The organism is Streptomyces sp. NPDC086777, assembly GCF_040702065.1.
GTDB lineage: Bacteria > Actinomycetota > Actinomycetes > Streptomycetales > Streptomycetaceae > Streptomyces.
The window spans coordinates 38,600-52,843 of the sequence record NZ_JBFBJI010000002.1; the positions used below are offsets into that span (position 1 = coordinate 38,600).

The following is a 14,244-nucleotide window of genomic DNA, read 5'->3' on the forward strand; positions in this document are numbered from 1 at the left end:
GACCCGGTGACCGCCCCTCTCCCGTACGTCACATCCCCCGGCGCGGTGCCGGCGGAAGCGCCACCGGCACGGGTGCCATGCCGTTCTCCTGGGCCCGTCCGAGCGTCCCGATCCGCTGCCACTGCGGTGGCTGCGGCTGCCCGCCACCGCTGCGGGCGCTGTAGGCACCCGCGCTGTACGCGCTGTACGAGCTCCCTCCGTACGACCCCAGACCGTGGGTGCCGGTACTGAACGGGGCGGTCCCGAAGGCGACGAACCCCAGGGACTCCTCCCCGCTGCGATCACCCGGCAGCGTACGGAAGGCCTTGACCCACTCCGTGTAGAGCGAGTCGTAGATCGGCGTGGCGGAGATCCCGCCCTGGGCCTCCTGATGCATCCGGGCAGCGGGAACGGCGGAGAAGGACGGCCGGTGGGGGGGAAGGTCGTATGCGTGCACGTATGTCCAAACGACCGGATTCGTGAAGAGATGCGGCCCGGTGACGCCCCTTTAGGGGCGCGGGGAACTGCGCGACCGGCCACGAACACCCGTAGTCGCCCGTACGCAGTAGTCCCCACCCCATGGGGTGCCCTCAGACCCCTGCCAGCGGCAGGGCCGCCGCCACCAGCTTCCCGTTCGCCGCCGCCTTGTCGATCGCGTCGCGCAGCAGATCCTCCCGGGGCTGCCGCCCGATCGACCCCACCGGCGCCGCGAACATCAGCACCTGCTGGTGCTTGTTGGCGGCCGCCCGCCATCCGTCGGTCACCTGCAGCGGCTGATGCGCCTGCCACCACGCCACCGGCTGCCCGCCCGTCGGTCCTGGCTGCAGCACCGCGTGCAGCTGACCCACCGCCAGCAGCACCGACCACCCGTGCAGCACCGGCGGCACCGCGGTCAGCTGCGGCACCGGCATGAAGCCCTGCTCGATGAGGAGCGGCAGGAAGTCGTCGCCCACCCCGTCCGTGCCGGGCCGCACGATCGGCGAGGTCGGCTCCACGACCAGCGCGGGGTGCAACTCCCCGGCGATCAGCACGAGTCCGCTGGTCACCCCGAGCACCGCCTGCTCGGGCACGGACCTCTGCGTCCCGCCGCCGGGCGCGCTGTCGCCGTTGATGGAGCGGACCGCGCCCTGCAGCTGCTCCTCGGTGACCTGGACGACCTGCGAGGGCAGGCAGGTGGCGTGGGCGAAGGCGAGGACGGCGGTCTCGTCGCCGATGAACAGGACGGTGCTGGTGCGCTCCTGTTCGGAGTCGCCCGGGGTGCGGCAGGACGTGCAGTCGTAGCTGCCGGGGGCGTTGTCTCCGGCGAGCAGCCGGTCGGCTTCTTCGTCGCCGATCTCGGCGCGTACCTCGTCGCTGACGTCGAGCATGCGCGGCACGGTGGCTCCCTCGGGATGCGGTACGTGAAGGCCCGGGTGGCTCCGGGTCCGTGAGCCCCCGGGGTCGCGGGCTCATGAAGAAGACAACGGGTGATCTGTGGTGGGGGTCACGCATTGGGGGGAACGGGATCGAACCAACCACTGCACAGGGTCACCCGTCGTGCGGAATCCGGCACTCCCCGTCAACTCTTCGCATGCCAAAGGAGTTTGACGCGGTGAAGTGAATCACAGATCCGTTGAACCCGCGGTCGACAAATCACGAAATCCTGGAATGTAGTGGGTGGCCGGAAATCGCCGCTACCGGCGGTAACGTCGAACTGGCCTGGCTCGACGGGGAGTTGGTTGATTTCGGGCGTTCCCGATCTCTAGATTCCTCCGCCGTGTGCAGCGAGCACCGCTCGGGTACGTCCGCCGGCCGGCATCAGGCAGAGCACCACCGCAGTACCGGCCGTGGCGGGCGGGGCGAGCGCGAGGAACCGCGTCCATCGCGCGGGGACCGCGTCCCGCCTGGGGGAGCCCGGGTACGTGGAGAGGGAAATACATGTCCGAGTGTGCCGATACCACCCGTGAGACCGCCGCGAACAAGAACGGCTCCCGCAAGGGCCGTACGACGGCCGCCCTGGCCGGAGCGGCGCTGCTCGCCCCGCTGGGCCTGCTGGCCGCCACCGGCAACGCCGCGGCGGCGGACAACGGAGTGTGGGACCGCATCGCCCAGTGCGAGAGCGGCGGCAACTGGCACATCAACACCGGCAACGGCTACTTCGGCGGACTCCAGTTCTCCGCCTCCACCTGGCGCGCGTACGGCGGCTCCGCCTACGCGTCGACGGCCGACCAGGCCTCCAGGCAAGCGCAGATCGCCGTCGCCACCAAGGTCCAGCACGCCCAGGGCTGGGGCGCGTGGCCGGTCTGCTCGGGGCGGGCCGGGGCGACCGGCTCGGCGCCCGAGAGCGCCTCGGTGACCACGAAGAGCAGCACGGAGTCGGCGACCAGGCCGACGAAGTCGTCGGCGACGCCGACCACCCGGAAGTCGGCCCCCGCGGCGAAGGCGCCGCAGCACCCGACGACCGGCACCGGCCGCACCCCGGCCAAGGGCGGCTACACCGTCCGCGAGGGCGACACCCTGAGCCGGATCGCCGAGCGGCACGGCACCAGCTGGCAGCGCCTCTACGCCGCCAACCGGGCCGTCATCGGCGACGACCCGAACCTGATCATGCCGGGGCAGCACCTCGCGCTCTGACGCGTACCCCTGCCCCGCACCACCGCGCCCCGCCCGGTCCGACCGGGCGGGGCGCGGTGCGTTTCGTGGGGACATGTACATGCTCCGAATGGGGTGCGCGCCCGTATGTGAGGGCGATTCATGTGCGGACGGCACGCTCCGAGTTCACGTTGCCGCACCCCCGGGCCTACCCGCGTGGTACGGGGGTTCTGTGCCGGACCGGTGAATCTCTTATGCGGTGTCAGCTTCGGCGCGGACCCTCGGAATCGAAATGGAATGCGGGTGCCGGTGCGTCCCGGATCCCCGCCCCGGGTTCTTTCCGGCGGCTTTTCGGAAGACCCTACCGGCGTCGGGGAATTGCGCTCGAATGCGCCAGGAAGACGCATGGAACCGCTCATACGTGTGACGGAGTTCGACCGAAACGCGTGTCGTGGTTCTGTGACAGAAGTGTGACCGGGGGCGGACGCGGGACTTCGGCTTCCGTCGCCGCCGGAAGCGGCCTAGCGTGGGCGGCATGGCACCGGACACCGCTCCGCCGACGGAGCCCCAGGACAGCCCGCAAGGGTACGTAGGCCGCGACGCGGGCGACGCGGAACGGCTCGCCCGGCAGCATGGATGGACCACCGTGCGCTCGCTGCCGCCGGGCGCGATCATCACCATGGAGTACCGGGTGGGGCGGCTCAACTTCGAGGTACGGGACGGCGTCGTGGCACGCGCCTGGAAGGGCTGACCGTACGACGGCGAAGGCCCCGGTTTCCGCAGTGCGGAAACCGGGGCCTTCGCGGTGCCGGGGTCGGCTGTGCGTACCTGACCCCGCTGTTGCCTCCGTACGGCCGTCAGCCGCCCGTCAGCGGGCGGGCCGCCTGGGCCGCGGTGCCGCGCGGCGGCCGCTCGGGGTGCTGCGGGCGCCGGCTGCCTGCCGGGGTCACCGGGGTGCGCTCCGAGCGGGCCGTGTGCGGGCCGGGCGCCAGATGGATCGGGGCCCTGGGCGGGCGGGACAGGGAGACCGGCTCGCGTTCCGGCGCCGCCTGCTCGACGGGCGCCGGGCGCGGCTTGAGGACCACGGGCACCGGGACCGGTGCGGGCATCGTGCTGCCGCGGCGGGCGCGCCAGCGGTCGCGCAGGTCGAAGAGCCAGGTCTCGGCGCGGGCGATGAACGGCTCGCACCACGGCAGCGCCAGCAGGATCAGCAGCCCCGCCGCCCAGCCCAGCAACACGTCGCTCAGCCAGTGCGTACCGAGGTAGACGGTGGACATGCCGACGCCGAGGGAGGTGACCGCCGAGCCGGCGGAGAGCCAGCGGCGGGCTCTCGGGGTGGAGGCCAGATATGCAAGAATTCCCCAGGTCACCACCGCGTTGGCGGTGTGTCCGCTGGGGAATATATCGCCGCCCAGGCCCATCTCGTTCGAGCCGATGACGGTCGCGTAGTGCGGTCCGAGGCGCCCCATGCCGAGCTTGGCGGCGCCGACCGTGATGTTGAGCAGCAGCAGCGAGGCGCCGAGGGTCAGCATCGGGCGCAGCGTGTGCTGCCGCCAGGAGCGCCAGCCCAGCCAGGCCGCCACCATCACGGCGGTCGGACCGCGCTGGCCGAGGACCACGTAGTAGTCGACGAACCAGTGGATCTCCGACCACTGCTGGTAGGGCCTGAAGAACATGACCTGCCAGTCGAGCCGGACCAGCCAGGACGTGATCACGACGGCCCACACGATCGCCAGGTAGAAGGCGAGGGTCGCGGTGAACAACACGACCCGGTGCCGGCTCATCTTCGGCACATCAATGTGGGCCGGCCGTTCCGACTCACGGTCCAGCCTGGCGAACACCCGGTCCAGACGGGTGAGGTTTCGTTCGGTACGCACCCAATCGACGTTACAGCGAGTGAGCTCTGTTCCCGGACGAAACAGCGGCTTTGTGATGACGATGTGATGTGGGAAACCTCTCAGGAGGTCTCCGAATTCTAAGGATTCCGTAATCCTCGGCGGGTCTGCCCTTCAATTCCTTTGATCATGTCGGGTCGCCGTTTTATGGCACTTATGAATTCGTTAACCAAAGCATGGGGTGGATTTCTCCCGCTGCTCATCGGGACCATCGAGACGATCATGGAGGTCCGGAACCGTTCAGCCAGAACGCGCCATAGACCGCCGAGGCCACCGCCACACCTGCCGTGACCAGCGCCGATCTGCTCGTGCGCAGCCGGGCGAGAGCCTGGGCCAGGGGCAGCAGCACCGGGAAGGCGGGCATCAGCAGCCGCGGCTTGGACCCGAAGTAGCTCGACGCGCACAGCGCGAGCGCGAGGACGACACCCGTGTAGACCAGCAGGGGGAGCGGTTGCCGCCGGCGGACGCCGGTCACGTAGAGCCACAGCAGCAGGCCGACGCCGACGATCAAACCCGCTCCGGCCAGTGCGGACGGAAATGACGTGAACTTGTCGGCCACGAAGCGCGCGAACGCCTGGCCACCGTCGAAGCCGTTGCGCCAGCCCGCCTGGACGTCCAGGTAGCCGAGCGGGCCCCGGCCGGTGCGGTGACCGACCCACAGGACGTAGCCGGCGGCGCCGACGGGGGCGAGGAGCATGCCGAGGGCGCGGCGCCACGCGGGGGTGTCGGGGGTGGTGACACGGGGGGCGCGTGTCGTGTGTGGTGCGCCGGTTGCCTGCGGAGCGCGCCGGGCTCGGGCGGCGCTGGACGTCTCGGGGGCGCGTTCGGCAAGCTGCGCGCCGTCCGGCCGATCCCTACCGCCGTCCCGCGCGCCCCTGCCTCGGTCCCGCACGAACGAGACCACCCCCGCCGTCCACACCGCCGCCACCACGGCGAGCCCCACCGGCCGGGTCAGTCCCGCCAGCGCGGCCAGCACCCCGGCGGTCACCCAGCGGCCGGTCAGCACGGTGTACAGCGACCAGGCGGCCAGCGCCGTGAACAGCGACTCGCTGTACGCCATCGACTGCACGATCCCGACGGGCAGGACGGCCCACACCAGCACCGCGCAGACCCCCACCCGCCGGCCGTACACGACGTCCGTGACCGCGAAGATCCCCCAGGCCGCCGCGAGCGAGGCGAGCAGGCTCACCGTGAAGCCCGCGTCGGCGTACGACAGGGGGGCGAGCGCGTGCAGCAGGCGCTCCAGCCAGGGCAGCAGCGGGAAGAAGGCCAGGTTGGAGTGGACGTCTCCGTTCGGGAGCCGCACCTGGTAGCCGTAGCCCAGTTCGGCGACCCGCACGTACCACAGCGAGTCCCAGCGAGCCGTCAGCAAGGTGTACGCGTTCTTGCCGCGTGCCGCGCTCCACCCGGCCAGCACGGCCAGGCCGAGGGCGCGCACCGCCGCGTACCCGAACAGGGCCGGCGCCGCCCGGCGCAGGGCGGGGGCGCGCGGTGCCGCCACGGGCGTTTCAAGATCGGTCACGGGCTCGATTATCGACGGGCCGCGGAACCGCGGTTTCGCGCGGGCGACGTGCGGGGCGAGGCAGTGGCGTACGCCACATGAGTTCTCCGGAGCGGGTGAGAGGTCCGCCACGTGCCCCCGCTGCGGACTCGCGTACGCTGACGTGTCACTCGCGTTCGTATGCGCGGGCCGGGGATCTCCGCTCCTCTCCGGCCGTACGACGGGGCGTCCCCACCCCGCCGGTCCGCCGCACGCGAGTGACCATCTGGGAGGTACGTACATGTCCGGGACGACCAGGGCCGCCGTACGACCGCGCCGTCGTGCGGTGCCCAGGGCCGGTACCGGTGCCAACCGCTGGGTCGTCCTCGTCGTCCTCTGCGTCAGCCTGCTGCTGGTCGCCCTCGACGCGACCGTGCTGCACGTCGCGATGCCCGCCGTGACCGAGGACCTCAAGCCCGGCGCCATCGAACTGCTCTGGATCGTCGACGTCTACCCGCTGGTCTGCGCCTCGCTGCTGATCCTGTTCGGCACGCTGGGTGACCGGGTGGGCCGGCGGCGCGTCCTGCTCCTCGGCTACACCCTGTTCGGCATCGCCTCCGCGGCGGCCGCCCTCGCGCCCAGCGCGGCGGGGTTGATCGGGGCCCGGGCACTGCTCGGGGTCGGCGGCGCGATGATCATGCCCGCGACCCTCTCCATCCTCCGGGCGGTCTTCCCCGACCGGCGCGAGCGAGCCCTCGCCATCGGCATCTGGAGCGCGGTGGCGGCGGTCGGTGCGGCCGTCGGCCCCCTCCTCGGCGGCTTCCTCCTCGAACACTTCTGTTGGGGCTCCGTCTTCCTGGTCAACATCCCGCTGATGCTGGTCAGCCTTCCGGTGGGGCGTCTCCTCCTCCCCGAGTCCCGCGGCGAGCGCGACGGCCCCTGGGACGTGCTCGGTGCGCTGATGGCGGCGGCGGGCCTGTTCGGCGTGGTGTTCGCGGTGAAGCGTCTCGGCGGCGGCGAGCCGGCGGGCAGCCCGCTGACGGTGGTGCCGCTCGTGCTCGGCGCCCTGCTGCTGGTGCTGTTCGTACGACGGCAGCGGCGGCGCGCGTTCCCGCTGGTCGACCTGAGGATGTTCGCGCGGCCCGCGTTCTGCACGGCGGTGGGCTGCATCGTGCTGGCGATGCTGGCGCTGGTGGGTCTTGAGCTGATCGCCGCGCAGTATCTGCAACTGGTGCTGGGCCTGTCGCCGTTGCAGACGGGGCTGCGGCTGCTGCCGCTGACGCTCGCCGCGATGGCGGCGGGGCTGGCGGGGGCGCGGCTGCTACGGCGGTTCGGGCCGCGCCGGATGGTGTGCTTCGGCTTCTGCCTGACCGCGGCGGCGGTGCTGACGCTGACGTCGATGGGCGGGACCGACAATGCGGGGCTGCTGCTCTTCGGCTTCCTGCTGCTCGGCTTCGGTCTGGAGACGACGCTCTTCGGTGCGTACGAGTCGATGCTGAGCGAGGCGCCGGCCGCGCAGGCCGGCGGGGCGGCGGCGATCGGTGAGACGTCGTACCAGCTGGGCGCCGGGATCGGGATCGCGCTCCTCGGCAGCGTGATGAACGCGGCGTACGCGCCGGGGCTGGCCGGTGTGCCGGGGGTGCCCGCGGCGGCGTCCGCGTCCGCGGGGCGTTCGCTGGGCGAGGCGTACGAGGTCGCCGGGCGGCTGGGCGGGCCGGCCGGGACGGCGTTGCGGCGGGCGGCGCGGGACTCCTACGTGCACGGGCTGCATGTGACGTTGCTGGTGAGTGCGGGGTTGCTGTTGCTGGGGGCGGTGATGGCGCTGCGCCTGCCGCGTGCGATGCAGTGCGAGGACGTCGCGGCGCCGGTGGACCTCCCCGCCCCCAGGGAAGCGGAACGCTCCCGCGTCTCCGCGTAGCCCCGCCTCGCCCCCGCCCCGCCGGTGCGGGTCGGGGGAGGGGCCGGGCGATCCGTGGGGGTGGTTCGTCGCCGGCGGCCGTGGGGCGGGGCTTGTCTCGCCCGCGCTCTGCCCGCACGGGTGGTGCGCAGGCGGGGGAACAGGAAGACTGCGACTAGCACTGCTAGTTTCGGGAGGGTTCTGAATGTCCGCGTCCGTGAAGTTGCCTCCGTTCGATGCCGGTGACCCGCTCGGGATCGACGATCTTCTGGAGCCGGAGGACCTCGCCGTACGGGAGACCGTGCGGAGCTGGGCGGCGGATCGGGTGCTGCCGTTCGTCGCCGAGTGGTACGAGAGCGGGGAGCTGCCCGGCATCAGGGAGCTCGCCAAGGAGCTCGGGTCGATCGGGGCCCTCGGGATGTCGCTCAGCGGGTACGGGTGCGCCGGGGCGTCCGCCGTGCAGTACGGGCTCGCCTGCCTGGAGCTGGAGGCCGCCGACTCGGGTATCCGGTCGCTCGTGTCCGTGCAGGGGTCACTCGCCATGTACGCCGTTCACCGGTTCGGGAGTGAGGAGCAGAAGCAGCGGTGGCTGCCGGCCATGGCCGCCGGTGACGTCATCGGGTGCTTCGGGCTCACCGAGCCGGACCACGGGTCCGACCCGGCCGCCATGCGCACGTACGCCCGGCGCGACGCCGGCGGCGACTGGCTGCTGAACGGGCGGAAGATGTGGATCACCAACGGGTCGGTGGCGGGCGTCGCCGTCGTGTGGGCGCAGACGGAGAACGGCATCCGGGGGTTCGTCGTGCCCACGGACACGCCGGGGTTCTCGGCGCCCGAGATCAGGCACAAGTGGTCGCTGCGGGCCAGTGTCACCAGTGAGCTGGTGCTGGACGACGTGCGGCTGCCCGCCGATGCCGTGCTGCCCGGGGTCACCGGTCTCAAGGGGCCGCTCAGCTGTCTCTCGCACGCCCGGTACGGGATCGTGTGGGGCGCCATGGGCGCCGCCCGCACCTGCTTCGAGACCGCCGTCGACTACGCGAAGTCGCGCGAGCAGTTCGGTCGGCCCATCGGCGGCTTCCAGCTCACCCAGGCCAAACTCGCCGACATGGCGGTCGAACTGCACAAGGGAATCCTGCTCGCCCATCACCTGGGGCGGCGGATGGATGCCGGCCGCCTGCGTCCCGAGCAGGTCAGCTTCGGCAAGCTCAACAACGTACGCGAGGCCATCGAGATCTGCCGTACCGCGCGGACGATCCTCGGGGCGAACGGGATCTCGCTGGAGTACCCCGTGATGCGGCACGCGACCAACCTCGAATCGGTGCTCACCTACGAGGGCACCGTCGAGATGCACCAGCTGGTGCTGGGCAAGGCGCTCACCGGGCTCGACGCCTTCCGGTGAACCCCACGGCGGGGGCAGGGCCGGTGAGGGCCCTGCCTCAGCTCTGGTTGAAGAAGCCGTCCTCGCGGCGCCTGGCCGGCTCACCGCTGACGATCTCGGTGTTCGCGGGGGTCAGCAGGAAGACCCGGTTGGCGACCCGCTCGATCGTGCCGCGCAGGCCGAAGGTCAGCCCGGCCGCGAAGTCGACCACGCGCTTGGCGTCGCCCGGCTCCATGGCCGTGAGGTTCACGATGACCGGCACGCCCTCGCGGAACAGCTCGCCGATCGCGCGGGCGTCCCGGAAGCTGTCCGGGGTGACCGTGCCGATCCGGCGGCCCTTCTCCTCGGCGGTGTCCGTGGCCACCTTGACCCGGGGGTCGGTGACCCAGGCATCCCCGGGCTGCTCGGTCCCTTCGGAGTAGTCGTCGTCGTAGTAACGCTCGTCATCGTTGTCGTCGACGAGGCCGAGCCAGGCACTCGCCTTGCGTACCGATCCCATGGACGCCTCCTCTCACAGCGGTCTTTCTTGCTTCCGCATCCCTATGGTCGTCCATGATGCGGATGTCGCGCCAAGTGGATAGACGCCGCACGGGGGGTTTGTGACGGTACTGGTGCAGAGCCAAAACGTCGAGAGCCCAGGTACCCCAAGGGCGATGGCTCATACGTCTGCTGACTGAGAGTGAAATATGATTGTTCCCGGCGTCCGGGTGATGGGCGGTGCGTCCGGGTGAACGGGCGGAGACGGTCCGGAGTCTCCTCGCCGCGCCTTCCGGCCCTCTTCGTCCTGCTTCAGGGTGGTCTGACGCACGTTCAGGACCCCTCGCCGGGCCCGGGTGCGGCGGCGGGCGGCGTCAACCGGGGTGAGCGTCCGTCACCGTATACGGGAGAGTGGCGCCGGGATCCCCGCCTCGGGATTCGCCTTGATCCTGTTTCCGTGACGTAAAACAAAAACATGATCGGGTGACCGCTGCCCGCAGAGGTTCGTTGGCCGGAGCGCAGAACCATTTCTCCCCCCGGTTCCGCACATCCATCAACTCGCCTCATGATTAAGGCACTTCCGTGCAAGCAGCCACCATTCGCACCAGGCTCCTGAGGATCCTGGTCCTGGCCCTCGCCGTCCTGCTGACGCTGCTGGGCGTCGCGGCCGCCGAGCAGATCTCCGCCTACCGCAACGCCTCGGCCACCGCCGCCGACGCCCGGCTGGAGATCACGCTGCAGGGCCTGATCCACGAACTCCAGAAGGAACGCGGTCTCACCACCGGATACGTCGGCGGCGTGAAGGAGTTCGCGGGCAAGCTGCCCGCGCAGCGCAAGGCCACCGACGCCGCCCGCGCCCGGCTCGACCACGCGCTCCGCGGCCGTGCCGACAGCGCCGCCGACTCGGTGCGCGAGTCCCTGGGACGGCTCGACGGCCTCGCCGGCATCCGCAAGCACGCGGACGACCGCACCGGCGTGGTGAAGGACACCTTCGACTACTTCACCACCACCATCACCGTCCTGGACCGGCTCGACCTCGGCCTGAGCGACGTCCACGACGCCACCCTGCGCGACGCCTACCAGACGCTGCAGATCCTCGGCAACGCCAAGGAGTTCACCGGCGAGGAGCGCGCCATCGTGCTCGGCTCGGTGCGCGCCGGGCAGTTCCGGGGCGACGACTACAGCAGGTTCATGGAGATCAGGGCCGGCCGCCTCGCCGCCCTCGACGCCTTCCCGCGCTCGGCCACCGACGCCCAGCAGCGCCGCCTGGACGCGGCCATGTCCACCCCGGACGCCGAACGCGCGCTGGCCTACGAGGGCACCGCCGTCGAGGGCGGGGGCAGGCTCAAGTGGAATGCCGTCCCGCCGATGCGGTGGTGGGACGCGATGACCGCCACCATCAACGGGCTGCGGGACGTCCAGGTCTCGCTCGGCACCGACGTCGAGAACCGGGCCTCGGCCCTGGAGAGCGCCGCCCAGCGCGACCTGCTGCTCTTCCTGCTGCTCGCCCTCGGCACCGTCGCCGCGCTCGGCGCGCTCGCCCTGGACTGCGTACGATCCGTCTCCGCACCGCTCGCCGAACTCGCCCAGCAGGCCCGCGAGGTCGCCGGTGAGCGGTTGCCGAAGGCCGTCGCCGCCGTCCAGGACGGCTCCTACGGCGAGCACCCCGAACCGCCCGCCCCGCTCGCCGTCCCCGGCCGGGCCGGCGCCGAGGTCAAGGAGGTCGCCGAGGCCTTCGACCGGGTGCAGCGCGCCGCCTGGGACCTCGCCACCGAGCAGGCCGTGCTGCGCCGCAACGCCACCGACTCGCTGGTCAGCCTCGGCCGCCGCAACCAGAACCTGGTGCGCCGTCAGATCAGCTTCATCAACCGGCTGGAACACGAGGACGCCGACCCCGCGACCCTCGCCAACCTCTTCGAACTGGACCACCTGGCCACCCGCATGCGCCGCAACGCCGAGAGCCTGCTCGTCCTCGCCGGGGAGTCCAGCCCCCGCCCCTGGTCCACCCCGCTGTCCGTCACGGACGTCCTGCGCGCCTCCCTCGCCGAGGTCGAGGAGTACCGCCGGGTCACCCTGCGCCGGGTGGAGCCGGCCCACCTCACCGGCGCGGTCGTCACCGAGATCGCCCACCTCCTCGCCGAGCTGATCGAGAACGCGCTCAGCTTCTCCCCGCCGGACTCGGACGTCGAGATCGAGGGCCGTCGCACCAGCGCCGGCTACCTGGTCGCCATCGTCGACCACGGCCTCGGCATGGACGCCCAGGCGATCGCCGAGGCCAACGTACGGCTCTCCGGCACCGCCAGCTTCATGGCCGAACCCACCCGGTTCCTCGGCCACTTCGTGGTCGGCGCGCTCGCCCGCAAGTGCGGTATCGAGGTACGGCTGGGGGAGGCGCCGGCCGCCGGGGTGGTGGCCCGGGTGCTCGTCCCGGACAGCCTGCTCACCGAGCCCGCGGCGGCCCCGAAGCAGCAGCCGGCCGCCGCCGTACCGGCCCCGCGCAAGGAGCCCGACGAGACGCCGCTCGTCTCCGTGGCCGCCGAGGCCCGGCCCGAACAGCCTCAGAAGAAGGGAGCCTCGGCCGCCCGGACCCGCAACGGGCTCGTGAAGCGCCCGCAGCGCAGCGCGATCGGGGAGGCCGTCAGCGAGACGGACCGGACCGGCCGCCCGGCGCCCGCCGAGCGCACCCCCGACCGCAGTCCCGAAGAGGTCTCCGGAATGCTCGCCACCCTGCGCAGCGCACACATGCGGGGCGGGATCAGCGTCGAGAAGGAGAAGCAGCTGGAGAAGGAGAAGCAGAGGGAGAAAGAGAAGGAACAGGGGCCGGGACAGGCGGCCGGGGCGCGCGGCGAGGAGGACGGCGAGTGACCACCGTCGACACCGCCAACGACTCGCGGACCTTCAACTGGCTGCTCGCGAACTTCGTCAAGTCCACCGACGGGGTACGGGACGCGGTCGCCGTCTCCTCCGACGGGCTGCTGATCGCCGTCTCGGACGGGCTCGGGCGCACCGAGGCCGACCATCTCGCGGCGATCGTCTCGGGACTCTCGTCACTCGCGCGCAGCGCGTCCAAGCGGTACGGCTTCGACGGGGTCAAGCTCATCATGATCGAGATGGGGCGCGGCTTCCTGCTGGTCTCCGCGATCCGGGACGGCAGCTGTCTGGGCGTCCTCGCCGACTCCAGCGGCGAGCTGGGCCTCGTCGGCTACGAGATGGCGGTGCTCGCGGAACGGGCCGGCGACCTGCTGACCCCGACGCTCATCGCCGATCTGCGGCAGGCGTTGCCACGATGAGTGCGCGGGAGCCTGCCGAACCCGTCGAGGACACGGCCTTCGTACGGCCGTTCATCATCACCGGCGGGCGGGCCGAGCCACTCCAGACCGATCTGCGGCTGGAGACGCTGGTCATGGCCGTGGGCGTGGCGGACGAGTCGCTCACCTTCGAACGCCGGCACATCGTGGCGGTGTGCGCGCAGCCGACCACGGTCGCCGAGGTGGCGCACCGGGTCGGCGTACCCCTCGGAGTCGCCAAGGTGCTGATCTCCGATCTCGTCGTCGCCGGGCAGCTCGCCTGCCGGCAACCCGCGGAGCTGCCGCTCCAGCTGCTGGAAAGGATCAGGGATCATGTCCGGGCGCTCTGAGAAGGTCGTGCCGCTCGCCGTGAAGATCGTGGTGAGCGGGGGACTGGGGGTCGGCAAGACGACGTTCATCGGGGCGATCTCGGAGATCGAGCCGCTGGACACGGAGGCGGCGATCACCCAGGTGTCGGTCGGCGTCGACTCGCTCGCCGGGGTCGAGTCCAAGACCACGACGACCGTGGCGCTCGACTTCGGCCGGATCACGCTGGATCCGGCCGTCGCGCTGTACCTGTTCGGGACGCCCGGGCAGGACCGGTTCTCGTTCCTGTGGGACGACCTGGTGGAGGGCGCGCTCGGCACGGTGGTCCTCGCGGACACCCGCCGGATCGAGGACTGCTTTCCCGCCGTCGACTACTTCGAGGCCCATGGGGCGCCATTCGTCCTCGCCGTGAACCGCTTCGACGGCGCCGAACGGTTCGACCTGGAGGAGGTGCGGGAGGCGCTGGGGCTCGGGGCCGACGTGCCGGTGCTGGAGTGCGACGCGCGGGAGCGGGGGTCGGTGCGGGATGTGCTGGGGGCGTTGATGGACCGGGTGATCGGGGTGAGGTCCGTACCCAGGAGGAGGGCGATGGCTGCGCGCTAGTCGCCCTGGGGGCGCGGGTCGTGTGGCGAGTGCTTGTCGGATGTGGTTGCTCGCGCAGTTCCCCGCGCCCCTTCGGGGCGCGTTGACGCGACGGCTGTTCTCGAGGGGAGGGGTGCGTGTGAAGGCGAGGGGGGAAGGCGAGGAGTCCCCGCCGACCGCGGGGCGCACAGGGGGTCAGCTCAACAGGAACAGGACCACACTCGACCGAAGTCGATGTGGGAGCGGGTGACCAGCCACTGCTGCGGATGCATGGGCCAAGTGGAACAGGTCTCCGGTTTTCCGTCAACCGAGCTGAGACGCGCCGCTCACACTCTGGACACCCTTGACAGTTAGGGGAAACGGCACCGTAG

Annotated in this window: 13 protein-coding genes; 8 read left to right on the top strand and 5 right to left on the bottom strand. The window is 71.4% G+C overall.

From position 1 onward, the window contains the following. Nucleotides 1-28 precede the first annotated feature (28 nt). Together AB0472_RS02760 and AB0472_RS02765 are read right to left on the bottom strand one after the other, a co-directional pair. Nucleotides 29-436, bottom strand: coding sequence for a hypothetical protein (locus tag AB0472_RS02760; protein ID WP_366352783.1), 408 nt, complete (start codon nucleotides 434-436; stop codon nucleotides 29-31). Between the two features lie 133 nt (nucleotides 437-569). Next, entirely contained in the window at nucleotides 570-1,355 is a 786-nt protein-coding gene (locus AB0472_RS02765) for a hypothetical protein (RefSeq protein WP_366352784.1), read from the bottom strand. Between the two features lie 541 nt (nucleotides 1,356-1,896). Between AB0472_RS02765 and AB0472_RS02770 the strand changes: the two genes are divergently transcribed. Next, a complete protein-coding gene (locus tag AB0472_RS02770) occupies nucleotides 1,897-2,592 on the top strand; it encodes a transglycosylase family protein (protein WP_366352786.1) in 696 nt (231 codons plus the stop codon). A 493-nt stretch (nucleotides 2,593-3,085) separates the two neighbouring features. Continuing rightward, a complete protein-coding gene (locus AB0472_RS02775) occupies nucleotides 3,086-3,301 on the top strand; it encodes an I78 family peptidase inhibitor (RefSeq protein WP_366352788.1) in 216 nt (71 codons plus the stop codon). A 106-nt stretch (nucleotides 3,302-3,407) separates the two neighbouring features. On the opposite strand, the gene AB0472_RS02780 is transcribed toward AB0472_RS02775, so the two are convergent. Together AB0472_RS02780 and AB0472_RS02785 are read right to left on the bottom strand one after the other, a co-directional pair. Next, complete coding sequence (locus AB0472_RS02780) at nucleotides 3,408-4,427, bottom strand: phosphatase PAP2 family protein (protein ID WP_366352790.1); 1,020 nt, start codon at nucleotides 4,425-4,427, stop codon at nucleotides 3,408-3,410. A 238-nt stretch (nucleotides 4,428-4,665) separates the two neighbouring features. Continuing rightward, a complete protein-coding gene (locus AB0472_RS02785; RefSeq protein WP_366352792.1) occupies nucleotides 4,666-5,967 on the bottom strand; it encodes a mannosyltransferase family protein in 1,302 nt (433 codons plus the stop codon). 259 nt (nucleotides 5,968-6,226) lie between these two features. On the opposite strand from AB0472_RS02785, the gene AB0472_RS02790 reads away from it, so the two are divergent. Then, entirely contained in the window at nucleotides 6,227-7,843 is a 1,617-nt protein-coding gene (locus AB0472_RS02790; RefSeq protein WP_366352794.1) for an MFS transporter, read from the top strand. 184 nt (nucleotides 7,844-8,027) lie between these two features. Beyond that, nucleotides 8,028-9,221 carry an acyl-CoA dehydrogenase family protein gene (locus AB0472_RS02795; RefSeq protein ID WP_366352795.1) on the top strand — a complete coding sequence of 398 codons (1,194 nt, stop codon included), beginning with the start codon at nucleotides 8,028-8,030 and terminating at the stop codon, nucleotides 9,219-9,221. A gap of 37 nt (nucleotides 9,222-9,258) precedes the next feature. Here the strand turns inward: AB0472_RS02795 and AB0472_RS02800 are convergent, their stop codons facing one another. Continuing rightward, nucleotides 9,259-9,699 (bottom strand): cell division protein SepF, encoded by a 441-nt coding sequence (locus AB0472_RS02800; protein WP_293991899.1) that lies wholly within the window; start codon nucleotides 9,697-9,699, stop codon nucleotides 9,259-9,261. 560 nt (nucleotides 9,700-10,259) lie between these two features. On the opposite strand from AB0472_RS02800, the gene AB0472_RS02805 reads away from it, so the two are divergent. Genes AB0472_RS02805 through AB0472_RS02820 form a run of 4 tightly spaced genes read left to right on the top strand, consistent with a single transcriptional unit; the run spans nucleotide 10,260 to nucleotide 13,894 of the window. After that, nucleotides 10,260-12,542, top strand: a complete 2,283-nt coding sequence (locus AB0472_RS02805; RefSeq protein ID WP_366352797.1) for a nitrate- and nitrite sensing domain-containing protein — start codon at nucleotides 10,260-10,262, stop codon at nucleotides 12,540-12,542. Beyond that, nucleotides 12,539-12,967: a roadblock/LC7 domain-containing protein gene (locus tag AB0472_RS02810; RefSeq protein WP_366352798.1), complete on the top strand. Its 429-nt coding sequence runs from the start codon at nucleotides 12,539-12,541 to the stop codon at nucleotides 12,965-12,967. Before AB0472_RS02805 ends, AB0472_RS02810 begins: the two co-directional genes overlap by 4 nt. Then, on the top strand, nucleotides 12,964-13,314 hold the full coding sequence (locus AB0472_RS02815) for a DUF742 domain-containing protein (protein WP_366352800.1): 351 nt from the start codon (nucleotides 12,964-12,966) through the stop codon (nucleotides 13,312-13,314). Before AB0472_RS02810 ends, AB0472_RS02815 begins: the two co-directional genes overlap by 4 nt. Continuing rightward, nucleotides 13,298-13,894: an ATP/GTP-binding protein gene (locus AB0472_RS02820; protein ID WP_366352801.1), complete on the top strand. Its 597-nt coding sequence runs from the start codon at nucleotides 13,298-13,300 to the stop codon at nucleotides 13,892-13,894. Before AB0472_RS02815 ends, AB0472_RS02820 begins: the two co-directional genes overlap by 17 nt. The last annotated feature ends 350 nt before the right edge of the window (nucleotides 13,895-14,244 follow it).